This window comes from Enterobacter sp. BIGb0383, from assembly GCF_003751845.1.
Taxonomy (GTDB): Bacteria; Pseudomonadota; Gammaproteobacteria; order Enterobacterales; family Enterobacteriaceae; genus BIGb0383.
In genome coordinates, this window is record NZ_RJKQ01000001.1 from 365,316 (window position 1) to 391,816 (window position 26,501).

The 26,501-nt window shown below is 56.4% G+C and carries 29 protein-coding genes; 17 read left to right on the top strand and 12 right to left on the bottom strand.

Annotated elements, in window-relative coordinates; genetic code table 11:
* Nucleotides 1-47: 47 nt before the first annotated feature.
* A complete protein-coding gene (gene manX, locus EDF81_RS01795; RefSeq protein ID WP_123345691.1) occupies nucleotides 48-1,016 on the bottom strand; it encodes a PTS mannose transporter subunit IIAB in 969 nt (322 codons plus the stop codon).
* 327 nt (nucleotides 1,017-1,343) lie between these two features.
* Between manX and EDF81_RS24335 the strand changes: the two genes are divergently transcribed.
* Nucleotides 1,344-1,460: a hypothetical protein gene (locus EDF81_RS24335; RefSeq protein ID WP_404851465.1), complete on the top strand. Its 117-nt coding sequence runs from the start codon at nucleotides 1,344-1,346 to the stop codon at nucleotides 1,458-1,460.
* Nucleotides 1,448-3,016, top strand: coding sequence for a CNNM family cation transport protein YoaE (yoaE, locus tag EDF81_RS01800; RefSeq protein WP_123345693.1), 1,569 nt, complete (start codon nucleotides 1,448-1,450; stop codon nucleotides 3,014-3,016). Before EDF81_RS24335 ends, yoaE begins: the two co-directional genes overlap by 13 nt.
* Nucleotides 3,017-3,154: 138 nt before the next feature.
* Here yoaE and sdaA read toward each other — a convergent pair whose 3' ends face one another.
* From sdaA to pabB, 3 genes are all read right to left on the bottom strand, one after another.
* Complete coding sequence (sdaA, locus tag EDF81_RS01805; protein ID WP_123345695.1) at nucleotides 3,155-4,519, bottom strand: L-serine ammonia-lyase; 1,365 nt, start codon at nucleotides 4,517-4,519, stop codon at nucleotides 3,155-3,157.
* A 186-nt stretch (nucleotides 4,520-4,705) separates the two neighbouring features.
* Nucleotides 4,706-5,284, bottom strand: coding sequence for a CoA pyrophosphatase (locus tag EDF81_RS01810; protein WP_123345697.1), 579 nt, complete (start codon nucleotides 5,282-5,284; stop codon nucleotides 4,706-4,708).
* A 1-nt stretch (nucleotide 5,285) separates the two neighbouring features.
* Nucleotides 5,286-6,647 carry an aminodeoxychorismate synthase component 1 gene (gene pabB, locus EDF81_RS01815; RefSeq protein ID WP_123345699.1) on the bottom strand — a complete coding sequence of 454 codons (1,362 nt, stop codon included), beginning with the start codon at nucleotides 6,645-6,647 and terminating at the stop codon, nucleotides 5,286-5,288.
* A gap of 83 nt (nucleotides 6,648-6,730) precedes the next feature.
* Here pabB and EDF81_RS01820 point away from each other — a divergent pair, with 83 nt between their 5' ends.
* Entirely contained in the window at nucleotides 6,731-6,916 is a 186-nt protein-coding gene (locus EDF81_RS01820; RefSeq protein WP_123345701.1) for a YoaH family protein, read from the top strand.
* A 6-nt stretch (nucleotides 6,917-6,922) separates the two neighbouring features.
* On the opposite strand, the gene EDF81_RS01825 is transcribed toward EDF81_RS01820, so the two are convergent.
* Nucleotides 6,923-7,267, bottom strand: coding sequence for a RidA family protein (locus EDF81_RS01825; RefSeq protein WP_123345703.1), 345 nt, complete (start codon nucleotides 7,265-7,267; stop codon nucleotides 6,923-6,925).
* A 138-nt stretch (nucleotides 7,268-7,405) separates the two neighbouring features.
* Between EDF81_RS01825 and EDF81_RS01830 the strand changes: the two genes are divergently transcribed.
* From EDF81_RS01830 to rnd, 5 genes are all read left to right on the top strand, one after another.
* Entirely contained in the window at nucleotides 7,406-9,316 is a 1,911-nt protein-coding gene (locus EDF81_RS01830; RefSeq protein ID WP_123345705.1) for an ATP-dependent DNA helicase, read from the top strand.
* Nucleotides 9,317-9,372: 56 nt separating this feature from the next.
* A complete protein-coding gene (gene tsaB, locus EDF81_RS01835; RefSeq protein ID WP_123345707.1) occupies nucleotides 9,373-10,068 on the top strand; it encodes a tRNA (adenosine(37)-N6)-threonylcarbamoyltransferase complex dimerization subunit type 1 TsaB in 696 nt (231 codons plus the stop codon).
* 39 nt (nucleotides 10,069-10,107) lie between these two features.
* Complete coding sequence (locus EDF81_RS01840; protein WP_123345709.1) at nucleotides 10,108-10,689, top strand: Slp/YeaY family lipoprotein; 582 nt, start codon at nucleotides 10,108-10,110, stop codon at nucleotides 10,687-10,689.
* A 205-nt stretch (nucleotides 10,690-10,894) separates the two neighbouring features.
* A complete protein-coding gene (gene fadD / locus EDF81_RS01845; RefSeq protein WP_123347645.1) occupies nucleotides 10,895-12,580 on the top strand; it encodes a long-chain-fatty-acid--CoA ligase FadD in 1,686 nt (561 codons plus the stop codon).
* 84 nt (nucleotides 12,581-12,664) lie between these two features.
* Nucleotides 12,665-13,783: a ribonuclease D gene (gene rnd / locus EDF81_RS01850; protein WP_184999481.1), complete on the top strand. Its 1,119-nt coding sequence runs from the start codon at nucleotides 12,665-12,667 to the stop codon at nucleotides 13,781-13,783.
* Between the two features lie 56 nt (nucleotides 13,784-13,839).
* Here the strand turns inward: rnd and minE are convergent, their stop codons facing one another.
* From minE to minC, 3 genes are read right to left on the bottom strand one after another with little or no spacing between them, the layout of a single operon-like run.
* Nucleotides 13,840-14,106, bottom strand: coding sequence for a cell division topological specificity factor MinE (minE, locus tag EDF81_RS01855; RefSeq protein ID WP_123345712.1), 267 nt, complete (start codon nucleotides 14,104-14,106; stop codon nucleotides 13,840-13,842).
* Between the two features lie 3 nt (nucleotides 14,107-14,109).
* A complete protein-coding gene (minD, locus tag EDF81_RS01860; RefSeq protein ID WP_123345714.1) occupies nucleotides 14,110-14,922 on the bottom strand; it encodes a septum site-determining protein MinD in 813 nt (270 codons plus the stop codon).
* A gap of 22 nt (nucleotides 14,923-14,944) precedes the next feature.
* Nucleotides 14,945-15,652 (bottom strand): septum site-determining protein MinC, encoded by a 708-nt coding sequence (minC, locus tag EDF81_RS01865; RefSeq protein WP_123345716.1) that lies wholly within the window; start codon nucleotides 15,650-15,652, stop codon nucleotides 14,945-14,947.
* A 124-nt stretch (nucleotides 15,653-15,776) separates the two neighbouring features.
* On the opposite strand from minC, the gene EDF81_RS01870 reads away from it, so the two are divergent.
* From EDF81_RS01870 to EDF81_RS01885, 4 genes are all read left to right on the top strand, one after another.
* On the top strand, nucleotides 15,777-16,052 hold the full coding sequence (locus tag EDF81_RS01870; RefSeq protein WP_123345717.1) for a YcgL domain-containing protein: 276 nt from the start codon (nucleotides 15,777-15,779) through the stop codon (nucleotides 16,050-16,052).
* Nucleotides 16,053-16,093: 41 nt separating this feature from the next.
* The gene (locus EDF81_RS01875; RefSeq protein ID WP_123345718.1) at nucleotides 16,094-16,753 is read left to right on the top strand and encodes a fumarylacetoacetate hydrolase family protein; all 660 of its coding nucleotides are present in this window, start codon (nucleotides 16,094-16,096) and stop codon (nucleotides 16,751-16,753) included.
* A gap of 92 nt (nucleotides 16,754-16,845) precedes the next feature.
* Complete coding sequence (locus tag EDF81_RS01880) at nucleotides 16,846-17,292, top strand: YcgN family cysteine cluster protein (RefSeq protein ID WP_123347646.1); 447 nt, start codon at nucleotides 16,846-16,848, stop codon at nucleotides 17,290-17,292.
* Nucleotides 17,293-17,299: 7 nt separating this feature from the next.
* A complete protein-coding gene (locus EDF81_RS01885; RefSeq protein ID WP_123345719.1) occupies nucleotides 17,300-17,593 on the top strand; it encodes a hypothetical protein in 294 nt (97 codons plus the stop codon).
* Here the strand turns inward: EDF81_RS01885 and EDF81_RS01890 are convergent.
* Nucleotides 17,569-17,793 (bottom strand): hypothetical protein, encoded by a 225-nt coding sequence (locus tag EDF81_RS01890; protein WP_123345720.1) that lies wholly within the window; start codon nucleotides 17,791-17,793, stop codon nucleotides 17,569-17,571. The genes EDF81_RS01885 and EDF81_RS01890 overlap by 25 nt on opposite strands.
* Nucleotides 17,794-17,994: 201 nt before the next feature.
* On the opposite strand from EDF81_RS01890, the gene EDF81_RS01895 reads away from it, so the two are divergent.
* Nucleotides 17,995-18,459 carry a hypothetical protein gene (locus EDF81_RS01895; protein ID WP_123345722.1) on the top strand — a complete coding sequence of 155 codons (465 nt, stop codon included), beginning with the start codon at nucleotides 17,995-17,997 and terminating at the stop codon, nucleotides 18,457-18,459.
* A gap of 30 nt (nucleotides 18,460-18,489) precedes the next feature.
* On the opposite strand, the gene dsbB is transcribed toward EDF81_RS01895, so the two are convergent.
* A complete protein-coding gene (gene dsbB, locus EDF81_RS01900; RefSeq protein WP_123345723.1) occupies nucleotides 18,490-19,020 on the bottom strand; it encodes a disulfide bond formation protein DsbB in 531 nt (176 codons plus the stop codon).
* A 139-nt stretch (nucleotides 19,021-19,159) separates the two neighbouring features.
* Entirely contained in the window at nucleotides 19,160-20,695 is a 1,536-nt protein-coding gene (nhaB, locus tag EDF81_RS01905) for a sodium/proton antiporter NhaB (protein ID WP_123345725.1), read from the bottom strand.
* Between the two features lie 216 nt (nucleotides 20,696-20,911).
* Here nhaB and fadR point away from each other — a divergent pair, with 216 nt between their 5' ends.
* From fadR to EDF81_RS01925, 4 genes are all read left to right on the top strand, one after another.
* Nucleotides 20,912-21,631, top strand: coding sequence for a fatty acid metabolism transcriptional regulator FadR (fadR, locus tag EDF81_RS01910; protein WP_123345727.1), 720 nt, complete (start codon nucleotides 20,912-20,914; stop codon nucleotides 21,629-21,631).
* A 156-nt stretch (nucleotides 21,632-21,787) separates the two neighbouring features.
* Nucleotides 21,788-22,006, top strand: coding sequence for a fumarate hydratase FumD (gene fumD, locus EDF81_RS01915; protein WP_123345729.1), 219 nt, complete (start codon nucleotides 21,788-21,790; stop codon nucleotides 22,004-22,006).
* 13 nt (nucleotides 22,007-22,019) lie between these two features.
* Complete coding sequence (locus tag EDF81_RS01920; RefSeq protein ID WP_123345731.1) at nucleotides 22,020-22,397, top strand: RidA family protein; 378 nt, start codon at nucleotides 22,020-22,022, stop codon at nucleotides 22,395-22,397.
* 98 nt (nucleotides 22,398-22,495) lie between these two features.
* Entirely contained in the window at nucleotides 22,496-24,451 is a 1,956-nt protein-coding gene (locus EDF81_RS01925; RefSeq protein ID WP_123345732.1) for a PhoX family phosphatase, read from the top strand.
* Between the two features lie 32 nt (nucleotides 24,452-24,483).
* On the opposite strand, the gene EDF81_RS01930 is transcribed toward EDF81_RS01925, so the two are convergent.
* Nucleotides 24,484-26,427 (bottom strand): bifunctional diguanylate cyclase/phosphodiesterase, encoded by a 1,944-nt coding sequence (locus tag EDF81_RS01930; protein ID WP_123345734.1) that lies wholly within the window; start codon nucleotides 26,425-26,427, stop codon nucleotides 24,484-24,486.
* Nucleotides 26,428-26,501 lie beyond the last annotated feature (74 nt).

A 26,501-nucleotide genomic window follows, 5' to 3' on the forward strand; every position in this document is an offset into this window, starting at 1 on the left:
TTGACGTAAGACTTAACGATGAAAACGAGGGGTATCGGTCCGTCGCCTTACTTGGCGATTTTTGCGATCAGGTCCATCATTTTCAGTTTCGGATCGTTCGAGACTTTGCGGACTTCGAGTTCAATGCCGCGCTCGTTCAGCTTTTTAAAGGCTTCGATATCTTTCTCATCAACCGAAACCGCGTTATTGACCTGAGTTTTCCCCTGTCGATAAGCCATGCCGCCGATATTCACGGTGGTGATGTTTACTCCCTCCTCAACGAGACGTTCCACGTCGGTCGGGTTAGTGAACAGCAGCATGATGCGCTCACCGGCATACTTCGGGTTGTTCCAGACGCGGACCATTTTGGCGACGTCCACCACATGCGCGGTGACGCCCGGCGGAGCCACCTGGGTAAGCAATGTTTTGCGCACGTTATCGGCAGCCACTTCGTCGCTGACAACAATAATGCGCGTAACGTTGGTCTCTTTCGTCCAGCGGGTGGCGACCTGACCGTGGATCAGGCGATCGTCGATGCGCGCAAGGCCAATCACCATATAGTCATTGGGACCCATAGGTTTAGCCGGCGCGGCGGCTTTCGGTGCGGCAGGCGCGGGTGCGGCTTTTACGGCTTCCACCGGTTTCGCCTTCAGCGCTTTCACGCCTTCGCGACCGGTTTCCACCGCCACCGCCACCAGTTCGTCAAAGGTGGGGTTGTCGTCACGGCCCATCAGGGTTTCAACCAGCATCGGAATATTGACGCCGGCCACGACTTCGTAATGCTCTTTATCGACGACAATGCGACTGGCAGCGTTAAACGGGCTGCCGCCCCATGTATCAACGAGAAATAGCACGCCCTGCTGCGTGTCGAGCCCGGCTAACTTCGCGTTATACTTTTCGATCAGCGTCTCGGCATTTTCACCGGGAACGAAATCGATCCAGGCGACGTTTTCTTGCTCGCCCAGCAGCATTTCAGCGGTCTTCAGCAGTTGTTCTGCTGCCCAGCCATGTGTGCCTATTACAATAGCAATCGTCACTTGCTACCTCCTTTAATTATCGTGAGTACAACCTTTATATAGTTGCAATGTGTCTCTACTGTGAAAAAACGATTCAATAAAAATCTGAAACCCATTACTTCGATGAATTATTTTAGACAGTGAAAAAATAATTAATGTGATGAAGATCCGTAATTTAGCGCAGAGCCTAAGCGAAATTTCGCCTCGCAAAAAATGTGGTCAAATGCAAAGACAGGTAAATCTTTGCCATGGCCATATTTTGTCTGATATGTTTAGCTGCCGTTTAACTAACAGGAGTAGAGGGCAGTTGCCCACCGTATGGACCGTCACCGACGTCAGTTCACCCGAATGCACACAGCCGCTGTGCAGCACACTATTTTTCCCCCAGCGATAATCATTACGCCTGAGATGTACAGGGCGCCGTTTAGTTATTCCGTCAGCAGGAGCACGTCATGGAACTCTTAATGGATCCCTCAATTTGGGCCGGCTTATTAACGCTGGTGGTACTTGAGATCGTTCTTGGTATCGACAACCTGGTCTTTATCGCCATCCTGGCCGACAAGCTGCCGCCGAAACAGCGTGATAAAGCACGTATCATCGGCCTCTCACTGGCGCTGATTATGCGTCTGGGCCTGCTGTCGGTTATCTCCTGGATGGTCACCCTGACAAAGCCGCTCTTTACCGTTGCGGACTTTGCGTTCTCAGGGCGTGACCTCATTATGCTGTTCGGTGGTTTGTTCCTGCTGTTTAAGGCGACCACGGAGCTACACGAACGGCTAGAGAACAAAGAGCACGACACCGGCAATTCCAAAGGCTATGCCAGCTTCTGGGTGGTGGTGGTACAGATTGTTATCCTTGACGCCGTCTTCTCCCTCGACGCGGTAATTACCGCCGTGGGGATGGTGAACCATCTGCCGGTCATGATGGCTGCGGTGGTGATTGCCATGGCCGTGATGCTGTTCGCTTCTAAGCCGTTGACGCGCTTTGTGAACCAGCATCCGACGGTGGTGGTACTCTGTCTGAGCTTCCTGTTGATGATTGGTCTGAGCCTGGTGGCGGAAGGCTTCGGCTTCCACATTCCGAAAGGCTATCTGTACGCCGCGATTGGTTTCTCGATTATCATCGAGCTGTTTAACCAGATCGCGCGCCGTAACTTCCTGCGTCATCAGTCCTCGCAGCCGCTGCGTGCCCGTACCGCCGATGCCATTCTGCGTCTGATGGGCGGCCGCAATAAGCAGGCGACCCAGACCAGCGAATCGGACAGCCCGACGGCACCGGTTCCCGTGCTGGACGGCGCGTTTGCCGAAGAAGAACGTTATATGATCAACGGCGTTCTGACCCTGGCCTCGCGTTCACTGCGCAGCATTATGACCCCGCGTGGTGATATCAGCTGGGTGGATGCCAACCTGAGCGTGGAAGAGATCCGTCAGCAGCTGCTGTCCTCTCCGCACAGCCTGTTCCCGGTTTGCCGGGGCGAGCTGGACGAGGTTATCGGTATTGTCCGCGCCAAAGAGATGCTGGTGGCGCTGGAGAGCGGTGAAGACGTGGCGTCTATCGCTGCAGCAACGCCGGCTATCGTGGTTCCGGAAACGCTGGACCCGATCAACCTGCTTGGCGTCCTGCGTCGCGCACGCGGTAGCTTCGTGATCGTCACCAACGAGTTTGGTGTCGTTCAGGGTCTGGTCACGCCGCTGGACGTGCTGGAAGCGATTGCCGGTGAATTCCCGGATGCGGATGAAACCCCGGAAATTATCGCCGACGGCGACGGCTGGCTGGTTAAAGGTGGCACCGACCTGCACGCGCTGCAGCGTCATCTGGCGATGGATAACCTGGTGGATGAAGACGAAGATATCGCCACCGTGGCGGGTCTGGTGATTTCGGTTAACGGGCAGATCCCACGCGAAGGCGATGTGGTTCAGCTGGCACCGCTGACCATTACCATCGTTGAAGCCAACGACTATCGTATCGATCTGGTTCGCGTCGTCAAAGAGCGTCCGGAACACGAAGACGAAGAAGAGTAAGCGTAAAAAAGGCATCACGGCCGCCCGGCCGTGATGCCTTATCTTTAACCTTCCTGCAATAACCTTATTTAAATCACGCTGTAAAATAAATCATGCAGAATGTTCGCCCGTCCGGAACTGAACGGGCGAGGGTGGGTATTAGTCGCACTGCACCTTAATCGCCAGACCACCACGGGAGGTTTCGCGATATTTGGCATTCATATCTTTACCGGTTTCGTACATCGTTTCGATAACCTTATCGAGCGATACACGCGGCTCGCTGGTGCGGCGCATCGCCATACGTGAGGCGTTAATCGCCTTCACCGACGCGATAGCGTTACGCTCGATGCAGGGTACCTGTACCTGACCGGCAACCGGGTCGCAGGTCAGACCCAGGTTATGCTCCATACCGATTTCTGCCGCCACGCACACCTGCTGCGGGCTGGCGCCCAGCAGTTCGGCAAGCCCGGCTGCCGCCATGGAACAGGCCACGCCCACTTCGCCCTGACAGCCAACTTCTGCGCCTGAAATAGAGGCGTTCATCTTATAGAGTGCGCCAATTGCGCCCGCCGCCAGGAAGTAGCGAATGTAAATGTCCGGCGTGACGGGTTCGATAAAGTGATCGTAATAGGCCAGCACGGCAGGAACGATCCCGCAGGCACCGTTGGTCGGGGCGGTCACCACGCGGCCACCGGCGGCGTTCTCTTCATTCACCGCCAGCGCGAACATATTAACCCAGTCAATCACGTTCATCGGGTCGCTGGAGAGCTTATCGCTGCTGACCAACATCCGGCGCAGGGCAGAGGCACGACGCGGCACGCGCAGCGGTCCCGGCAGCACGCCTTCGGTGTTCATCCCGCGATCGATACAGGCCTGCATGGTCTGCCAGACGTCGCCGAAGTAAGCTTCGATTTCACTTTTGCTGTGCAGCGCCAGTTCGTTCTGCATCACCATCCCGGAGAGAGACAGGCCGGTCTGCTGGCAATACTCCAGCATCTGGCTGGCGGAGTTAAAGGGATAAGGCACCTTAATGTCCGAGCTGTCAGCCTTGCCAAAGTGCTCTTCGTCGACGATAAAGCCGCCGCCAATAGAGTAGTAGGTTTTGCTGTGAACGAGTTTTTCACCGCTCCAGGCGTGGATCTGCATGGCGTTTTCGTGCAGCGGCATGTTGTCGCTGTGGAAACGCATGCCGTTATCCTGCGGGAAATCGACTTCCTGACGACCCTGCGCCAGCAGCAGACGGCCACGGGTTTCTACGTCACGGATAAATGCAGGTATGGCGTCAATATCCACAGTTGCAGGCATATTGCCCGCCAGACCCATAATAATGGCGATATCGGTATGGTGGCCTTTACCCGTGAGTGAGAGCGAGCCGTACACATCGACCGCTACCCGGGTAACGCTTTCCAGTAATCCTTCTTCGACCAGATCATCGACGAACTGCTTTCCGGCCTTCATTGGCCCTACAGTGTGGGAGGATGAGGGACCAATCCCCACCTTAAACATGTCGAATAGACTAATCACGGTAACACTCCTGACAGGGTGACTGGGTTTCCAGTCACGATGTAATAACTGCGCATAGTGTAAGAGGGAACGGGTATGGCAACAGGACTATTCACATGAATAATACTAATGCTTTCCCCCGATTAAACTAATAGTGCGAAGCCGCTAACACCGGGACCGGAGACCCCTGTATGCCATTAATTATAGTCAGGGTTTCAGACCAATTTGCAGGGCCAGTTCGCGAATAATGCCGGCGGTCATTCCCCAGACAAAATAGTGCTCATACCAGGAGAGCCAGACCCGATGATCGTTACCCTGACGATGGATATCCAGCGGGTGATAGCGGCTCAGGCGCAGGGCTTCCGCGAGGGGCATTTCAAAGACAGCCGCGACCTCATCTTCGCTGGCATGGTAGTGCAGGTCCGCCGGGATAATGCCGACGACCGGCGTGACCTGAAAGCCGGTGACGCTATCCACCGGCGGCAGGATGCCAATCACCTCCACCGATTCCGGCGGGATAGCGACCTCTTCCTGAGCTTCGCGCAGGGCAGCGGCAATCAGCGAGGCGTCGCTGCTGTCGACCGCACCGCCGGGGAAGGCAACCTGACCGGCATGCTTGCGCATATGGGACGCACGTTTGGTCAGCAGCAGACCGGGTTCAGGACGCCGCACTACCGGCACCAGGACGGCGGCGCGGCGGGTATTGAGAACATGCTGGCTGGGTTCAGGACGCAGCATCTGAAAGCGTGACAGGAAATGATCCAGCGTCAGGCCGGGGGTTTGCATCTTAATTCTCCAGTTGTCGCAGAATACGGTTAACCTTATCAAAGGTTTCCTGATATTCCGCATCCGGCAGGCTGTCGGCAACGATCCCTCCGCCTGCGGAACAGTAAAGGCGCCCGTCGCGGGCCGTCAGGGTGCGGATGGTGATGCTGGTGTCCATATTGCCGCACAGGCTCAGGTAGCCAATGCTGCCGCACCAGGCGTTGCGTCGGTGTGGCTCCAGTTCATCGATAATCTCCATCGCCCGTACTTTGGGCGCGCCGGTGATCGAACCGCCGGGGAACGCCGCCCGCAGCAGATCGCAGGCGTCAAGCTGTGGCGAAAGGCGGGCGGTAATGGTGCTGACCAGATGGTGCACCGCCGGGAACGGCTCGACGACAAACAGCTCCGGTACCCGAACCGATCCCGGCACCGCCACCCGACCAATGTCATTGCGCATCAAATCGACAATCATCAGGTTTTCAGCGCGATCTTTCTCCGAGGCCGCCAGTTTTTGCGCCTGCAGGACATCCTGCTGCGGATCCTCAAGGCGCGGCAGGGTGCCTTTGATTGGCCGGGTCTGGATATTGCCGTCTTCCAGCTGGATAAAGCGCTCCGGCGACAGGCTCAGGATAGCGGCGTCGTCCAGGCGCAGAAAGGCGCTGAAGGGCGCGCGGTTGACCTGATTCAGTCGGGTAAAGGCCTGCCACTCATCGCCCTGGTATCCGGCTTCGAAACGCTGCGCGAGATTGACCTGATAGCAGTCGCCGCTCTGCAGATACGCCTGCACCTGGTTGAATTTCACCCCGTACTCGTCGCGCGTCATATTGGCCTGCCAGGCCGTGTTCAGGGCGAAAGGCGCAGAGAACGCTGCCTGCTGTTGTTCCAGCCAGGTCAGCCGGGCTGTGGCATCGCCGTGGCACAGCAGGGAGAGTTTCTGGCGCTGGTGGTCAACAATCAGCGCCCAGTTATAGAGACCCACCGCCATATCGGCGACGTCGATATCGGCCGCCGCCCGCGCCGGCAGGGTTTCAAAACGGCGACCCAGATCGTAACCAAACAGCCCCAGCGCGCCGCCCTGGAACGGATAATCCAGGTCCGGCTGCGGGCGTAAATTCATCCGGTCCAGCGCCTGCTGGAGCAGGTTCAGCGGATCGTCTTCGGAAACGAACGGCTCGTTGCCCTGCGTGACGGTGGTGCTCGCGCCGTGCGTGACCAGCGTAGCAACCGGGTCGGCGACCAGAATATCGAAACGACTATGCGGATGATCGGCAAAACCGGAGTGCAGCAGCATGGCCCAGGGGGAGGTGTTCAGCGCGGAAAAATAAAACTCGGCGGCGTCCTGACGCCACGGCAGGGCGATAATAGCGGGAGATAACGTCTTCATGCATTCCTGACTCTGACCGCCCGCTGGCTAATCACCGGCCGGCGTGAAATAATTAGCGCTGAATAATTTAGCAGGAGTTGACGATGTTTGCAGGTTTACCTTCTCTGAGCCACGAGCAGCAGCAAAAAGCGGTGGAGCGAATTCAGCAGTTAATGACCGAAGGCATGAGCAGCGGCGAAGCGATTGCCCTGGTGGCCCAGGAATTACGCGCCAGCCATACCGGCGAGCGGATAGTGGCGCGTTTTGAGGACGAAGACGAAGAAGAGTAATGCGCCTCAGACGGCGGCAATAATCTTAATCTCCACGCGGTATTTCGGGTTCATCAGTTTCGCCTGCACGGTGCAGCGCACCGGGGCGTGACCGGCTACCACCCAGCTATCCCAGGCTTTATTCATCGCGGCAAAATCGGCGCTGTCGGCGAGGAAAATAGTGGCATCGAGAATACGTGACTTATCGCTGCCCTGTTTCTCCAGCACCGCGTCGATCTGCGCCAGCGTATTGGCGGTCTGCTCAGTGGCATCCGCATCCAGATTGGATGGCACCCCGGTGTAGTAGAGGGTCTGGTTGTGGATCACGACGTCAGACCAGCGGGCCTCGGCATCAATACGTACAATTGTCATTTTTCATTCCTTTATTATCGGCATCGTGCAATGAAGAGCGTGCGGTGAAGACTGCCATAACGCAGCCGATTCGTCATCCCCGGTGGCGAAACCGCCGCGAGGCTGACATAATCACTGGCCAAATAACCAGGGGGCAGTGTGACAGACGATTTTGCAGCAGACGGCCAGTTAGCGAAAGCCATACCCGGTTTTCGCCCGCGTGAACCGCAGCGTCAGATGGCCGCGGCGGTGGAGCGCGCTATTGTGGCCTTGCAGCCGCTGGTGGTGGAGGCCGGTACCGGTACAGGTAAAACCTATGCCTACCTGGCCCCGGCGCTGCGTACGGGCAAAAAGGTGATTATCTCCACCGGCTCGAAGGCGCTGCAGGATCAGCTCTACAGTCGCGACTTGCCGACCGTGGCGCGTGCCCTGGAATATAGCGGCAGACTGGCGTTGCTGAAAGGGCGCTCCAACTACCTCTGTATTGAACGCCTTGAACAGCAGGCGCTGGCGGGCGGCGATCTGCCGGTCCAGACCCTGAGCGATGTGATCCTGCTGCGCAGCTGGGCCAACCAGACCGTCGACGGGGATATCAGTACCTGCGCCAGCGTGGCCGAAGATTCTCAGGCCTGGCCGCTGGTGACCAGCACGAACGACAACTGTCTCGGCAGTGACTGCCCGCAGTACCAGGAGTGCTTCGTCGTTAAGGCGCGTAAAAAAGCGATGGATGCCGACGTGGTGGTGGTGAACCACCATCTGTTTCTTGCCGATATGGTGGTGAAAGAGAGCGGTTTTGCGGAGCTGATCCCCGAGGCCGACGTACGCATTTTCGATGAAGCACACCAGCTTCCCGATATCGCCAGCCAGTATTTCGGCCAGTCTCTCTCCAGCCGTCAGCTGCTTGATCTGGCGAAAGATTTTACCATCGCTTACCGCACCGAATTAAGAGATACCCAGCAGCTACAGAAATGCGCCGACCGTCTGGCCCAGAGCACCCAGGATTTTCGCATGCAGCTGGGCGATCCCGGCTATCGCGGCAATCTGCGCGAGCTGCTGGCCGATAACAATATTCAGCGTGCGCTGGTCCTGCTCGATGATGCTCTGGAGTTGTGCTACGACGTGGCGAAGCTCTCTCTCGGACGTTCCGCCTTGCTGGATGCCGCCTTTGAACGCGCGACGATCTACCGCGGACGTCTGAAGCGGCTAAAAGAGATCAATCAGCCCGGCTTCAGCTACTGGTATGAGTGCAACTCCCGCCACTTTACCCTCGCGCTTACGCCGCTGACGGTGGCGGATAAATTTAAAGAGGTGATGGTGCAGCAGAAGGGCAGCTGGATTTTCACCTCCGCCACCCTGTCGGTCAACGACGACCTGCACCACTTCACCGACCGGCTGGGTATTACCGATGCAGAAAGTTTGCTGCTGCCCAGCCCCTTTGATTACGAAAGTCAGGCGCTGCTCTGCGTGCCGCGTAATCTGCCGTTGCCCAACCAGCCGGGCGCGGCGCGCCATCTGGCCACGATGCTGCGTCCGCTGATCGAAGCGAACAACGGCCGCTGCTTTATGCTCTGTACTTCCCACGCCATGATGCGCGATCTGGCCGAACAGTTCCGCGCCATGCTGACGCTGCCGGTACTCCTGCAGGGGGAAACCAGCAAGGGCCAACTGCTTAATCAGTTCGTCACCGCCGGTAACGCGCTGCTGGTCGCCACCAGCAGCTTCTGGGAAGGCGTGGACGTGCGCGGCGATACCCTGTCGCTGGTGATTATCGACAAGCTGCCCTTTACTTCCCCGGACGATCCGCTCCTCAAGGCGCGGATGGAAGATTGCCGTCTGCGCGGAGGCGATCCCTTTGATGAGGTTCAGCTGCCGGATGCGGTGATCACCCTCAAACAGGGCGTCGGGCGTCTGATCCGTGACGTTGATGACCGCGGGGTGCTGGTGATTTGCGACAACCGGCTGGTGATGCGTCCCTACGGTGCCGTTTTCCTGGCCAGCCTGCCACCGGCGCCGCGCACCCGCGATATTGCACGGGCGGTCCGCTTCCTCGCGGTGCCACCCGTGCGGTAATTGTGGTAAGATGCGCGCCATTTTGTAAGAACCCCATTGCAAGAGCGCAACGATTTATGCGAATACTGGCTATTGATACCGCGACAGAGGCCTGTTCTGTCGCCCTGTCGGACAACGGTTCGACCCACGCCCACTTTGAACTCTGCCCGCGTGAACACACCCAGCGTATTCTGCCGATGGTGCAGGATATGCTCACCGCAGGTGACCTCTCCCTTGAACAACTCGATGTCCTGGCCTTTGGCCGCGGTCCTGGCAGTTTTACCGGCGTGCGTATCGGCATTGGTATTGCTCAGGGGCTGGCGCTGGGCGCGGAGCTGCCGCTGACCGGTGTTTCTACCCTTGCGACCATGGCCCAGGGCGCCTGGCGTAAAACCGGCGCGACCCGCGTTCTGGCCGCTATCGATGCCCGTATGGGCGAAGTGTACTGGGCCGAGTATCAGCGCGACGAGCAGGGTATCTGGCACGGGGAAGAGACCGAAGCGGTGCTGAAGCCTGAAGCGGTCAGTGAACGACTGCGCCAGCTGCAGGGCAGCTGGGCCACCGTTGGCACCGGCTGGCCAGCCTGGCCGGATATGGCGAACGACAGCGGTCTGACCCTGACTGACGGCGAGGTTCTGCTTCCGGCGGCGGAAGATATGCTTCCCCTGGCGCAGCAGCAGTTCAGCGCAGGCCGAATTGTGGCGGTCGAGCACGCCGAGCCGATATATTTACGCAACGAAGTGGCGTGGAAGAAACTTCCTGGCCGCGAATGAGTCTCAGCAGATAAGAGATTGCGTTTGAGGAGTGGCATCATGGTGGTTCAAACAGGGTTTACCCGCTGGGCAATGGCCGGCATCGTGAGCGTCGCGTTAAGCGGCTGCGTCACCGTGCCGGATGCGATCAAAGGCACCAGCCCGACGCCGCAGCAGGATTTGACGCGGGTCATGAATGCCCCGCAGCTGTACGTCGGCCAGGAAGCCCGCTTCGGCGGTAAAGTGGTCAATATTGAAAATCAGCAGGGCAAAACCCGGCTGGAAATCGCCACTGTCCCGCTGGACAGCGGTGCCCGTCCGGTCCTCGGCGAGCCGTCGCGTGGTCGTATTTATGCCGATGTTAACGGTTTCCTTGACCCGGTCGATTTTCGCGGCCAGCTGGTCACCGTCGTCGGACCGATTAGCGGTGCGGTTGACGGCAAGGTCGGAGAGACGCCCTATAAATTTATGCTGATGCAGGTTAACGGCTATAAACGCTGGCGTATCACCCAGCAGGTGATGATGCCGCCGCAGCCGATGGACCCCTGGTTATGGGGACCGGGGCCGGGTGCCTGGCGCTACGGTGGCTGGGGATGGTATCACCCCGGTCCGGCCCAGGTTCAGAGTGTCGTAACGGAGTAATACACTCTGTGGGATATGAAAAGAAACAGCGGCTTGTCCGCTGTTTCTTTGTCTGAGTCGGTCGAATAAAAATAATTAGTGACACGCTTCGCAACCTGATAAGTGATTAATTAATAAACTGGTACGCTGAGTTAATATTATGTTAACAACTTGTTTATTAGCAGGTGCTGCGATGACGACGAACACGCATTTCAGAGGTGACGCATTGAAGAAGGTTTGGCTTAACCGTTATCCCGCCGATGTTCCGGCGGACATCAACCCTGACCGTTATCAATCCCTGGTAGATCTATTTGAACAGTCGGTCACGCGCTACGCAGACCAGCCCGCCTTCGTCAACATGGGCGAGGTGATGACGTTCCGCAAGCTGGAAGAGCGTAGCCGGGCATTTGCCGCGTGGCTGCAGCAGGGTCTGGGGCTGAAGAAGGGCGATCGCGTGGCGCTGATGATGCCAAACCTTCTGCAGTATCCGGTAGCGCTGTTTGGTATCCTGCGCGCCGGGATGGTGGTGGTAAACGTTAACCCTCTGTACACCCCGCGTGAGCTGGAACACCAGCTGAACGACAGCGGCGCGACGGCGATCGTGATCGTCTCTAACTTTGCCCACACCCTGGAGAAAGTGGTTGAGAAAACCCCGGTCCAGCACGTGATCCTGACCCGCATGGGCGACCAGCTCTCGACGGCGAAGGGGACGCTGGTTAACTTTGTGGTCAAATATATCAAGCGTCTGGTGCCGAAATACCATCTGCCGGATGCCATCTCTTTTCGTAGCGCGCTGCATAACGGCTACCGCATGCAGTATGTTAAACCCGAGGTTGTTGCCGACGATCTGGCCTTCCTTCAGTACACCGGCGGTACGACCGGCGTGGCGAAAGGCGCGATGCTCACCCATCGTAATATGCTGGCGAACCTTGAACAGGTGAATGCCACTTACGGGCCGCTACTGCATCGGGGCAAAGAGCTGGTGGTCACTGCACTACCGCTGTATCACATCTTTGCGCTGACCATGAACTGCCTGCTGTTTATTGAGCTGGGCGGTCAGAACCTGCTGATCACCAACCCGCGTGATATTCCGGGTCTGGTTAAAGAGCTGGCGAAATATCCCTTCACGGCGATGACCGGGGTGAACACCCTGTTTAATGCCCTGCTGAACAATAAAGATTTTCAGAACCTCGATTTCTCCACCCTGCATCTCTCCGCTGGTGGCGGGATGCCGGTACAGCAGGCGGTGGCCGAGCGCTGGGTTAAACTGACCGGTCAGTATCTTCTGGAAGGCTATGGCCTGACCGAGTGCTCACCGCTGGTCAGCGTGAATCCGCACGACATCGATTATCACAGCGGCAGTATTGGCCTGCCGGTGCCGTCCACCGAAGTGAAACTGGTTGATGATGAGGGTAACGAAGTCCCTCTGGGCGAGCCGGGTGAACTGTGCGTCAAAGGCCCGCAGGTCATGCTCGGCTACTGGCAGCGCCCGGATGCCACCGACGACATCATTAAGGATGGCTGGCTGTATACCGGCGATATTGCCACCGTCGATGAAGAAGGCTTTTTACGCATCGTCGATCGTAAAAAAGACATGATTCTGGTTTCCGGCTTTAACGTCTACCCGAATGAGATCGAAGATGTGGTGATGCAGCACAGCGGCGTGCAGGAAGTGGCCGCCGTGGGCGTACCGTCCGGCAGCAGCGGAGAAGCGGTAAAAATCTTTGTCGTCAAAAAAGATGAGTCCTTAACCGAGGAAGCGCTGGTGACCTTCTGCCGCCGTCAGCTGACGGGTTACAAGGTGCCGAAGCTGGTTGAGTTCCGCAGCGAGCTGCCCAAGTCCAACGTCGGTAAAATTTTACGGCGAGAACTGCGTGACGAAGCGCGCGGTAAAGTGGACAATAAGGGCTGAGCTTCGAGTTAGTCGCCAGACGCCGGTTTAGCCGGCGTTTTTTATGGGCGCAAAACACCAGGATATGACAATTTGAATTATCAGATGATCACCACCAATGACGGGCTGGCTACCCTGTGTGAAATTGCAGGCCAGGCCACGGCCATTGCGCTGGACACCGAATTTGTACGCACCCGCACTTACTACCCGCAGCTGGGCCTGATCCAGCTGTTTGACGGACAGCACCTGGCGCTGATTGACGCCGTGACCATTACCGACTGGGCACCGCTGCGCACGCTGCTGCTGAACCCGGATGTCACTAAGTTCCTGCACGCGGGCAGTGAAGATCTGGAAGTGTTCCTGAATACGCTGGGCTGCATGCCGAACCCGCTGATTGACACCCAAATCCTTGCCGCATTCTGCGGACGCCCCATGTCATGGGGCTTCGCCGCGATGGTCGAAGAGTTTGAAGGGATCGTCATCGATAAAAGCGAGTCCCGCACCGACTGGCTGGCACGTCCGCTGACCACCCGTCAGTGCGACTATGCCGCCGCTGACGTCTGGTATCTGCTGCCCATCGCCCACCGACTGCTGGCCGAAACTGAAGAAGCGGGCTGGCTCCCGGCCGCACTGGACGAGTGTCGCTTAACAATGCTGCGCCGCCAGGAAGTGACCGACCCGGCCGAGGCCTGGCGCGATATTACCAATGCCTGGCAGCTGCGTCCTCGCCAGCTTGCCTGCCTGCAGTTGCTGGCCGAATGGCGTCTGCGCAAAGCACGCGACCGCGATATGGCGGTAAACTTTGTGGTGCGCGAAGAGCACCTCTTGTCGGTGGCGCGTTATATGCCGGGCAGCCTGGGTGAACTGGACGGGATGGGGCTTTCGGGCAGTGAAATCCGCTTCCACGGTAAAACGCTGCTGAGCCTGGTGGAAAAAGCGCAGGCGCTGCCGGAAGAGAGCCTGCCGCAGCCGCTGCTGAACCTAATGGATATGCCGGGCTACCGTAAGGTCTTTAAAGAGATTAAAGCCCTGGTCCAGCAGGTGAGTGAAGAGCAGGGGATCAGCGCGGAAATGCTGGCCTCGCGTCGGCAGATTAACCAGCTGCTGAACGGACACTGGCAGCTCAAACCGCAGTCCCTTCCGCCGGAGCTTATTTCTGGCTGGCGTGGGGAATTGATGGCCGATCGCCTGAAAACGCTGCTTAGCGAATATCCTCGCGGATAAACAATAAAAAAGGCAGAAATGATTCTGCCTTTTCTTTTACCGCTACCTTTTGGCGCTTACTTTGACTCTTCGGCTTCAGGCAGGGTGACGTTAAGTTCCAGAATGGAAATATCGTCGCCTTTCTGCTCCAGCTGCACCGTGACCATTTCCGGGTCAATCTGCACATATTTGCAGATCACTTCCAGAATATCGCGCTTAAGCTGCGGTAAATAATGCGGTTCTGCATCGCTACGACGGCGCTCCGCCACGATAATTTGCAGGCGCTCTTTCGCAATGTTTGCGGTGCTCTTTTTTCTCGAAAGAAAAAAGTCCAGTAATGCCATAACTTATCCTCCGAACAGGCGTTTGAGGAAACCTTTCTTCTCTTCTTCAATGAAGCGGAAAGGACGTTCTTCTCCCAGCAGACGTTCCACCGTATCAGCATAGGCTTTACCGGCATCGGCTTCCGCATCGAGGATCACCGGCTCGCCCTGGTTAGAGGCGCGAAGGACCGACTGATCTTCCGGAATAACACCGACCAGCTTGATACGCAGGATTTCCAGTACGTCTTCCATACTCAGCATATCGCCTTTATTGACGCGACCCGGATTGTAGCGCGTCAGCAGCAGATGCTCTTTAATCGGTTCCTGACCATTCTCGGCACGACGTGACTTCGATGCCAGAATGCCCAGAATACGGTCTGAGTCGCGCACGGACGACACTTCCGGGTTGGTGGTAATAATCGCTTCATCAGCGAAGTAGAGCGCCATCAGCGCCCCGGTTTCGATACCGGCAGGGGAGTCGCAGACGATAAAGTCGAACTCCATCTTCTTCAGCTCATCCAGCACTTTCTCCACGCCTTCACGGGTCAGAGCGTCTTTGTCGCGCGTCTGCGAGGCAGGAAGAATAAAGAGATTCTCAGTACGCTTATCTTTAATCATCGCCTGATTAAGCGTGGCATCGCCCTGAATAACGTTGACGAAGTCATACACCACGCGGCGTTCACAGCCCATGATCAGATCGAGGTTACGCAGGCCGATATCGAAATCGATAACGACGGTCTTCTTTCCCTTCTGGGCCAAACCAGTGGCGATGGCCGCGCTGGAGGTAGTCTTGCCAACGCCTCCTTTACCCGAAGTCACAACAATAATGCGTGCCATAGAAATTCCTTGTTAAAAGGGATTAATTTAACGATTGAACAGTCAAAGCGCTCTCTGCCAGACGCAGGCGTGCCGCTTTGCCATAAAATTCGGCCGGGATTTGATCGCTCAGCCAGTATTCTCCGGCGATAGAAACCAGTTCTGCCGCCAGGTGGGTGCTAAAAATCTGGGCGTCTCGCTCGCCGCTTGCGCCTGCCAGCGCGCGTCCACGCATCATACCGTAGACGTGAATATTACCATCCGCAATTAACTCGGCCCCGGCGCTGACGTGACTGGTCACAATCAGATCACAGTTTGGCGCATAAATACGCTGACCGGAACGTACCGGCACATCAATAAGTCGCGTTTTTGTGATGGAGGCAGCAGCGGGAGCGGGATCGACAGGAGCGGGTTTGACGGCGGACGCAGAACGCGCCGCTTTCTCTTTGCCTTCGGTCAGCAGAGGCAGACCGGCAGCGTCGATTTCAGCCTTCAGTTCGGCATCTTTACAACCGCTGACGCCGACCACACGTAAGCCGGATTCGGCAATCACCTGCTGTAGCTGCACCCAGTTAACCGGGCCCTGCAGGGCACCCACGTTAACCACGACGGGAGCATGCTGTAAAAAGGCCGGGGCCTGGGCGATTTTTTCCGCTAGCGCCTGGCGAATAACTTCGGGCTTTGCCTCATGTAAATGAAGCACTGATAAGGTGAAGCTACTGCCTTTTAGCTCAACTGGCGTGTTTGACATCCTGGCCTTACTCAATTTGCTGTTCACCGCACCCGCTGCGGCGATATTCCGAAGACTATCAGGCATGTTATAGTCCCTGCTATATTCAGGCAAGTCGCCATCCCGTTTTATTCCGAGTAAACATATGTTTTGTGCTATCTACCGAAGTGCCCGTCGCGAACAGACCTATTTATATGTCGAGAAAAAAGACGATTTCTCACGCGTGCCGCCGGAGCTGATGTCCGGTTTTGGTCAGCCGCAGCTGGCGATGCTTCTGCCGCTGGACGGACGCAAAAAACTGGTCAATGCTGACCTTGAAAAGGTGAAAAAAGCATTGGCTGAACAGGGCTATTATTTACAGATGCCGCCGCCGCCGGAAGATTTGCTGAAACAGCATCTGGCCGGGGCAGGGAAGTCATAGCCCACTCTTACCTTCACGTTATTAACCGTCAGGGGAAACGCATGTATCAACATCATAACTGGCAGGGTGCGCTGCTGGATTATCCGGCCAGTAAAGTCGTTTGTGTGGGTAGCAACTATGCCCTTCATATTAAGGAAATGGGCAGCGCCACGCCGGAAGAGCCGGTGCTGTTTATCAAACCGGAAACGGCACTGTGTGATATCCGTCAGCCTCTGGCGCTGCCGCAGGGCCTTGGTTCCGTCCACCATGAGATTGAACTGGCGGTGTTGATTGGCGGAACGCTGCGCCAGGCGACGGAAGATCATGTGCACAAAGCCATCGCCGGTTATGGTCTGGCGCTGGATCTGACCCTGCGCGACGTGCAGGGCAAAATGAAAAAGGCCGGTCAGCCCTGGGAAAAAGCCAAAGGTTTTGACAACTCCTGCCCGATCTCCGGCTTTATCCCGGTGGAATCCTTTGAGGGCGATGCGCAAAACAGCACCCTGACGCTGAAAATCAACGGTGAAGTGCGCCAGCAGGGCAGCACCTCCGATATGATCCATAAGATCGTGCCGCTGATTGCCTATATGAGCCGCTTCTTCACCCTTAAGGCGGGGGATGTGATCCTCACCGGCACGCCGGCAGGCGTTGGTCCGCTCAGCAGCGGCGATGCGCTGGAGCTGGGTCTGAACGATTTGACGCTCAGCACTCGCGTACTGTAACGCCAGTTTGCCGCCCTTTGCGGCGGCAAAACTTGCATCGGGACGCCAGAGTGGTTATAAGGTGCAGCTTGATGTTAAAGGCGGATTTTTTGATGAGCGATTTACCCTTCTGGCAGACCAAAACCCTCGACGAGATGACCGACGCGCAGTGGGAATCCCTGTGTGACGGCTGCGGTCAGTGCTGCCTCCATAAACTGATGGATGAAGACAGCGATGAGATCTACTTTACCAACGTCGCCTGCCGCCAGCTGAATATCAAAACCTGCCAGTGCCGTAACTACGAACGCCGCTTCGAGTACGAGCCAGACTGCATCAAGCTGACCCGCGATAATCTGCCGACCTTTGAATGGCTGCCGCACACCTGCGCCTATCGCCTGCTGGCGGAAGGCAAAGACCTGCCCGCCTGGCATCCGCTGATCGCCGGTTCAAAAGCGGCGATGCACGGCGAACGTATTTCCGTACGCCATATCGCGGTTAAAGAATCCGAAGTCCGCGACTGGCAGGATCATATTTTGAACAAACCCGAGTGGGCGGACTGAGGCAGCCATGCGCACCTGGTTTCTGCAGTACATAAAGGCTTTTCACTGGCAGGCCAGATTAAGCTATGGCGAACTGCTGCGGTTTATGGGCCTGAGTATTCTGGCCTACGCGCTGCTGGTGGGGCTGATGATGGTCGGGCTGCAGCTGATTTTGCTTACCCCCGTCATAGAAAGGCTAACCGCTCCCGGCGTGATGGCATTCACTTCCGGCGCGGTAAACGTCTTTATGGCCGTGGTTTTTATTCCGGCTGGTCTGCACGGCCTGAAAACCGTTATCTATTCGCTAGCATCGCGGTTCTGAGGCCTGTCTGACGACGCGCTGAGCGCGTTAATGACCCCGTATCCCCACCAGACAATCGCTATCGCCAGAGCCATGCAGACCAGCCAGGGGATTCTGGACCCGTCAAAATAGCGCCAGCCCACATTGTCGCCGAGCGCCCCGCAGGTAAAAAGCGTTGCCCCGGTAAACCATCCCTGAAAAAGCTTCGTTTTTAACGTCATAATATACTCCCTGTGAATGTAAGTCGTCGGGATCGCGCCGTCGGGCAGGAAAGTTAATCCCTTTGTCTTAGGCTACAGAGCCACTCAACTCTATGATACTCTTGAGAAACCGCTTAGAGAAGTCGTGATGGTATCATGGCTTTTACATTTACCCACATTATGTGGGTCTTTATGATTTAACGAATTTGCAGGAACAGATTGATGCGTTATTTATGGCTACTCTTTCCGCTGCTGGCCGCTGGCTGCGCCGGAAAGTCTGACAACCTTCTGAAGGAAGAGGCCCGAATCGCCGTGGTTAAGAAGATGGCGGTTTTCAATGGTAAACAGCCCTGTGCGGATGTGATGAGTAAGAAGGAGCAGGCCTTCGGCGCAGAGGCCAACAAGATGGCGATGAAGCTCTGCGGCGGGATATTTGACTGGGAAAAGCCGGTTGTGCTCTCTGACATCAAAATTTACCGGGGTGAAACGACCGCCGTCTGCGGCGTGGCGTCCGGTACCAGCCGGGCGGGAAGCCGCTTAGGAACCCGGTTTGTTTATCACCCGGAGCCGATGCTGGTGGTGATGTTAAAGCCGATCTACCCGCTGATGTCTAATGAAAAAATGCGCGAGGCGTATCACGGCCTGAATAAAATCTACGCGGATACCGAAAGGCAGTACTGCAAATGAAAAACGCGCCGAATGGCGCGTTTCTCTTTTTTAGCGGCCGAACAGGTCGCGACGTTTGGGTTTGAAGGGCTGAGCAATCAGCACCAGCGCGCCAACGATAAAGTAGGCGGCAAAAATACCCAATAGCCACTGCGGCATTTCCAGCGTCAGGAACTCCCACTGGCGCACGGAGCAGTCACCGGAAGCGACAAACATCTGCGGTACCCATTTGTCCAGCGGCAGCCAGCTCGGGAAGCTGGCGGCAAAATCGCAGGTCATAAACGGAGACGGGTGCAGCTGCATCATGGTGTGCTGATACGCCAGCTCAATCCCGCGCCAGGCGCTGTACAGCCAGATAGCGATAGCGACATAGCGCAGCGGCGTTTTGGGGGCAATAGCGCCAACCAGTGCGGCAGCCAGTACGCCCAGCAGCGCACATCTTTCATAAATGCAGAGCACGCAAGGCTGGAGATTCATTACGTGCTGGAACCACAGCGCCACGACTTCCAGCGCGAACGCGGTCAGCGCCATCAGTAACCAGGCACCGCGACCGCGTGAGCACTGGTTTAAAAATCGCAACATAATCATTTTCCTGGAAATATTAAGACAAGGCAGTGTAAACGAATTTACCCTGCACACCAGTAGCGCACAAAAAAATAAAACGTAAACGGGCATTTATGATGTTACAAGTCAAATCGGGCGACAATGCGCCCGATCATCTTTAGGGCGTGGCACCCGCAGAGAGCGCGCCAATCCAGCCCTGCGCGGTCATCCAGCCGGTCATTGGGACCAGCGCAAACTCCACGCAAAGCAGTCCGACCAGGCTCAACACCAGCGTATAAGGCAGCGCCATCCACACCATACGTCCATAGGAGAGACGGATCAGTGGAGCAAGGGCGGAGGTGAGTAAGAACAGAAATGCCGCCTGGCCGTTGGGCGTCGCCACGGAGGGCAGGTTTGTCCCGGTATTGATGGCGACGGCCAGCAGGTTAAACTGCTCTGCGCCGTAGGCACCGTGCTGCAGCGCGTTTTTCGCCTCGTTAATATAGACCGACCCCACGAATACGTTATCTGAAATCGACGACAGCACGCCGTTGAAAATATAGAACAGCGAAAGCTGCGACTGCGGCGAAGCCTGCAATACGTAAGCAATGATCGGCGAGAACAGCTGCTGATCGACAATGACTGCCACAATGGCAAAAAAGGCGGTCAGCAGGGCGGTAAAAGGCAGGGCTTCGCTAAAGGCTTTGCCAATAGTCTGTTCGTCGGTAATGCCGGTCAGGGAGGTCGCCAGAATAATCACCGACAGACCAATCAGGCCAACCTCCGCGAGATGCAGAGCGAGGGCGACGATCAGCCAGACGGCAATCAATGCCTGAGTGCAGAGACGGACCTTATCCTGACGGGTACGCTGCTGACGATTCTGGTTGTCGACGTCGGTCAGGACCTGGCGGACGCTCTCCGGCAGCGGCTCGCCGTAGCCAAAGCAGCGGAATTTCTCTACCAGCAGGCAGGTCAGCAATCCGCAAACCATGACCGGAACGCTAACCGGCGCAATGCGCAGGGCAAACTCGGTGAAATCCCAGCCTGCGGCCTTGGCGATAATCAGGTTTTGCGGCTCGCCCACCATCGTCATCACGCCGCCGAGCGCGGTGCCAACGCCTGCGTGCATCATCAGACTGCGTAAAAAGGCGCGGAAGCGATCCAGATCCTCGCGGACCTGGGCGGAGTCAGCGTGCTCCGGTCGGGACGCCACCCGATGGTAGATATCATAAAAGCCCATCGCCACGCTTATCACCACCGCGACGACCGTCAGGGCATCGAGAAACGCGGAGAGAAAGGCGGCCGCCAGACAGAAGGCCAGGGCGAGCCTCATTTTGCTCTGAATACTCAGTAACAGACGGGTAAAAATAAACAGCAGCAGCTGTTTCATAAAGAAGATACCGGCGACCATAAACATCAGCAGCAGAAGCACGTCGAGATTGGTGGCGATCTCCTCCCGGACGTGTTCGGCGCTGGTCATGCCGATAAAAATGGCTTCTGTCACCAGCAGGCCGCCCGGCAGCAGCGGGTAGCATTTCAGCGCCATGACCAGGGTAAAGATAAATTCCACCACCAGCAGCCAGCCGGCAGCGAAAGGATTAATAAAGAAAATCAGCGGGTTGATAATCAGGAACAGAATGAGCGTCAGCTTATACCAGTCCGGGGACTGACCGAGGAAATTGCGCCAGAGCGCGCTGCCATATGAAAGCGTCAAAATCGGGATCCTTGCCGTGAATAAAACATTATTTTTATTGAAGTGCAGCAAGAGTAGCCATCTGTATAACGACGATCAATACATGTGTTTAGGCGAATGACAAAATTGACAAAAATAAAACCACGATCCCTTTTTTATTGGCCCTCCGTGCTATCTGACCCCCATCAGCTCTGGTATGATGAAGGTAATATTGCAACGCTGTAACGGAAAATCTCTATGGTAATTAAGGCGCAAAGCCCGGCGGGTTTCGCGGAAGAGTACATCATCGAAAGCATCTGGAATAGTCGCTTCCCTCCGGGATCGATCCTGCCCGCTGAACGTGAACTCTCTGAACTGATCGGCGTAACTCGCACCACCTTGCGTGAAGTGTTGCAGCGTCTTGCGCGCGACGGCTGGCTGACTATCCAGCACGGCAAGCCGACCAAAGTGAATAACTTCTGGGAAACGTCCGGGCTGAATATCCTGGAAACCCTGGCGCGTCTGGACCACGACAGCGTTCCACAGCTGATCGACAATCTGCTCTCCGTGCGCACCAATATTGCCACTATCTTTATTCGTACCGCCTTCCGTCAGCACCCCGACGAGGCGCTGAAGGTGCTGGCCAGCGCAAATGCTGTAGAAGATCACGCGGATGCCTTTGCCGAGCTGGACTACAGTATTTTCCGCGGCCTGGCCTTTGCCTCCGGTAACCCGATTTACGGCCTGATCCTCAACGGGATGAAAGGGCTGTACACCCGTATCGGCCGCCACTATTTTGCCAACCCGGCGGCCCGTAGCCTGGCGCTGGGCTTCTACCACCAGCTGGCAAAGGTGTGTGAAGAGGGGCTTATCGATCAGGTCTATGAAACGGTACGTACCTACGGTCACGAGAGCGGCCTGGTCTGGCACCGTATGCAAAAAAATCTGCCGGGTGATTTGGCGATCCACAGCCGCTAATCCCTGAGTCCCTCCGGGCAGCGGCGTTCGCCACTGCCCGTTCTCCTGCCTGTTTTGTTACGCCGTCACTTATTCATCTCACCGTTGTTCTTTGATATTTCTTACATTTATGTCAATAATGCCTGTGTTACACATCATTAACAGAGACGGATGACTATGGGCAATAAGGCGAAAGACGAAGCGTTATATCAGGAGATGTGCCGGGTGGTCGGTAAGGTGGTGCTGGAAATGCGCGATCTGGGCCAGGAGCCAAAGCATATCGTCATCGCCGGAGTGGTCCGCACATCGCTGGCAAACCCGAGGATCCCGCGTTCACCGCTAACAAAGGAAGCGATGGAGCGCGTTATCGAGGCGCTCTCAGGACACCATGCATAATTAAAGGAAAATGATGATGCAGCCAGAACGCAAAAATTATCCCCAGTTGGGCGATGTTAAGGCCCCCTATGTCCACGCCGTCAAGCACGGCGATACCCTCTATGTCTCAGGGTTGACCGCCTTCGGAACCCCTGCGCAGCAGGGCAGTATTGCCGAGCAGGCAGAGGCGATTTTCAGCCAGCTCCACCAGATCACGGCTGCGGAGGGCATCTCACTGGCCTCGCTGCTTAAAGTGACCATTTTTGTCACCACTCTTGCGGATATTGCCAGCCTGCGGGTGGTGCTGTTCCGCCATTTTGGTCAGCATCTGCCGGCCAGTTCGCTGGTGCAAGTCAGCGGGCTGTTCTCCCCGGATCTGACGATCGAAATCGAGACTATTTTTGCCCTCTGACCCTTAAGACTATTCTGTGTTTCGTAACGGTTATAAAAATGTAACAGAATATTCTTACACTGCCTGCTTCCGACGATGGATACCGACAGGAAGCAATCATGAGCAGACCCTTATTCAAACAAGAACATAGCAGTGAAATCAGCAACCAGAGTGACAACCCGGCTTTTTCCTCGGTGGTCAGCGCTTTTCTCAGCCGCCGCCGTTTCCTGCAAATGGGCGTGGTGGCCGGAACGGCTGCGGCGTTTCCTGCGCTCTTAAGATCCCCTGCGGCGCTGGCGGTAGATAACGCCATCGCCCGTGCGACCTCGCTGGGCTTCACCAGCATTGCGGTTTCCACAGAAGATACGGTGCGGGTACCGGAAGGGTATATTGCGCGTCCGTTCTATCGCTGGGGCGACGCGGTGGGGCTCGCGGGAAATATGCCGGAATTTAATAAAGACGGCAGCAACACCACCGATGAACAGGCCGCCCAGGCGGGGATGCACCACGACGGTATGGCCTGGTTTAGCCTGCCGGCGGGCAGCGAGAGCGCACAGCATGGACTGCTGGCGATGAACCATGAATATATTGATAACGGGCTGCTGTTTAAAGACGGTGCGGCCAACTGGAATCTCGATAAAGTCCGCAAGGGACAGAATGCGATGGGGATTTCGGTGATTGAGGTGAAAAAGCAGGGCGACAGCTGGACGATTGTCCGTCCGTCGAACTACGCCCGCCGTATCACCGTCAATACGCCGATGGGCGTGACCGGCCCGGCTCGTCACCATGACCTGCTGAAAACCGCTGCCGATCCGCAGGGCGAAACCATCCTGGGCACCATGCAGAACTGCGCCAACGGCCATACCCCGTGGGGAACCTATCTCACCTGTGAGGAAAACTGGTCGGATATTTTTGTTAAAAAAGCCGCGCCGAACGCGCTTGAAAAACGTTACGGCATCAGCGACAGCGACGACTCCTATCGCTGGAATGAAGCCGATCCGCGTTTCAGCGTTGACGCAACGCCTAACGAACCTAACCGCTTTGGCTGGGTGGTGGAAATCGACCCTTACGATCCGGATTCCACGCCGCGCAAACACACCTCCCTGGGACGCTTCAAGCACGAAGGTGCGGCCATTACGCTGGCGAGCGACGGGCGCGTGGTGGCCTATATGGGCGACGATCAGAAATTCGAATATATCTATAAATTCGTCTCTGAAGGGAAATACGATCCGGCTAACCGCGCTGCGGCGATGGATCTGCTGGCAACAGGCACGCTGTTTGTGGCGAAATTCAACGACGACGGCAGCGGTCAGTGGCTGCCGCTGGTCCAGGGACAGCCAGGGCTTGAGGCCAGCAACGGTTTTGCCAGCCAGGGTGAACTGCTGGTGAAAACGCGTCAGGCGGCCGATGCCGTCGGGGCAACGAAAATGGACCGTCCGGAATGGATTGCCGTCGACCCCCACAGCGCCGGAAGCGTCTACTGTACCCTGACCAACAACAGCGATCGTGGCAAAGAGGGCAAGGCTGCGGTCGATGCCGCCAACCCGCGTGCGAATAACGTCTACGGACATATTATGCACTGGGTGGAGAAGGGCAACAATCCGGCCGCCGACGCCTTTAACTGGGATATCCTGGTCCTGGGCGGGCGTACCGATACCGATGACGAAAAGGCCAAAGGTTCCATGAAGGGAGCCGAGTTTGGTAGCGCGGACGGATTGTCATTCGACCCTCGTGGGGTGCTGTGGATCCAGACCGACGTGTCGTCCGGCACCATCAATAAGAAAGCCTATGAGGGCATGGGGAACAACCAGATGCTGGCGACCGTGCCTGGGAGCAATGAGTATCGTCGCTTCCTGACCGGTCCTCGCGGGTGTGAAATTACCGGTATCGCCTTTACGCCGGATAACCGCACCCTGTTTATTAATATCCAGCATCCCGGTGAGCCGGGGGATGATATCAGCGATCCGGCGAATCCGACGGCGGTATCGACCTGGCCGGACGGGGATAAAAACAGCCGTCCGCGTTCGTCCACGGTGGTGATTGTCAAAGCCGACGGCGGCGTGATAGGCAGTTAACCCAGACAGCGGCCTTCGTTTTGCGGGGGCCGTTACTGCGCGGCGACGTCCAGACTGTCCGTCTCCAGCAGCGCCAGGGTACCGGCATACTCCAGCGGACGGGAGAAGTAGTAGCCCTGCATAAAGTGCACCCCGCATTTAATCAGTTTCTGTCGCTGTTTCGCCGTCTCAACGCCTTCGGCGACGACGTAAAATTTTAGACCCTGAGAGATATTCATCACTGCCTCAACAATCGCCAGCCCTTTACTATCCAGGTTATTAATAAACGAGCGATCAATCTTGATATAGTCGACGTTAATGTTCTGGATCACCGACAGGCTGGAGTAGCCGGTGCCGAAATCATCAACGGAAAAACGTACGCCTTGCTGCTGCAGGGCGCTGATTTTCTGATAAATCACCTGCAGTTCGGCATTGAAAATCGATTCCGTCACTTCCAGGTGCAGGCTGCTTCCGTCAATCTGCCAGGTGGAGAGCAGCTGAGTGACGTTGGAGACGAACTCCTTGTCATAGAACTGGATCATGGAGATATTGACGCACATCGCCACGCCGGGCCGACGTTTTTGTATCTCAAGCAGCGTCCGGCAGGCTTCCTCCATCGCCCATTTGCCAATCTCCACAATTCTGCCGCTCTGTTCCATCAGCGGAATAAACTCCGCCGGGGAAATATCACTTCCCTGATAGTGCCAGCGCAGCAGCGCTTCGAAGCTGACGATCCTGCCCTGCGGATTGACTATCGGCTGGTACATCAGGCGCAGTTCATCGTTGGCGAGGGCCGTTTTCAGCGCCTCGTTCAGGGCGATTTTGCGCAGCAGATTAGATTCCAGCTCCATGTTATAGAACGCCACCCGCTCCGGGTATTTACCTTTCTGCGAATACATGGCGATATCCGCCAGCTGAATCAGCCGGGTCAGGGACGTATCATGCTCCGGGCAAACGGAAATTCCGATGGTGGCGCTCAGCGTCACCTTCTGCCCGTCGACGATAATGGGCCGCGACAGGCTGCGCACAATCTCGTCTCCCAGCTGCTGTGCGGCGTATTTATCGCCGTTAACCAGCAGAAATATAAATTCATCTCCGCCCCAGCGACAGACCTGGCTTCCGGGTCGGTAGAATTCATACAGTCGGGCGCTAAGCGTATGCAAAACCCGATCGCCAATATCGTGGCCGAGGGTATCGTTAATATTTTTAAAGCCGTCGAGATCGATAAAAAAGATACAGAAGCCGTCGATATGCTTCTCGCGGTACTGGCTGCAGATATCCTCCGCCGCCGATAAAAACGCCGCCCGGTTATAGAGCCCGGTCAGAGAATCGATATGTGAAATCTCATAGATCTGCTGGGTGCGTTTGCGGATGGTGTCCTCCATATTGCTCACCAGCATCTTATTTTTATCGCGCAGCAGGATGACTTCCCGCGTATAGCGGGTCGACCGTATGGCGCCGACGATCATGGCGGCGGTAGAGCACATCCCCAGTATGCCGAGATTACTTTGCCAGGTTTCAGGCTGCGCCAGCATGGTCAGTGAAAAAGGGGCCAGAATGGTCAGATTGTAGAGAATGGCGATCGTCAAATTTCCGGACAGCGTACTGGTGGCGCCACCGGCCAGGGCCGAGAGGATAACCACCACCGTGGTAAATTCAGCCAGGCTAAACGACGGGAAAAATAGCACCCCATAGGCGCTCCACAGAGCAGCAGTGAACAGACAGCCAAGCGAAAAACGCAGTTGCCAGCGGGTATGGTTTTTTGCGCTGTCGGGTGTTCTGAACCAGAAAAGGGTGTCGATAAGACGCAGGAACAGCACCGCAGAGAGCATCAGCCACCAGGTCATTTTGGCGGCGAAGTGGACGTTAGTGATGAAGGTAAAGGTCAGAATGCCGGAAGCGATAAAGCCGATGATAATGCCCAGCAGTGAATTGCCATATAAAAGCTTAAGCCCTTCAGACTGGTAAAGCGCGGCATTGCTACGATTGATGCTCATTATCTGTTCGCCATAAAAAGTTTCCGTTAACAGGCCGGACGGCCAACTGACACCATAACTTATAGGCTAATGAT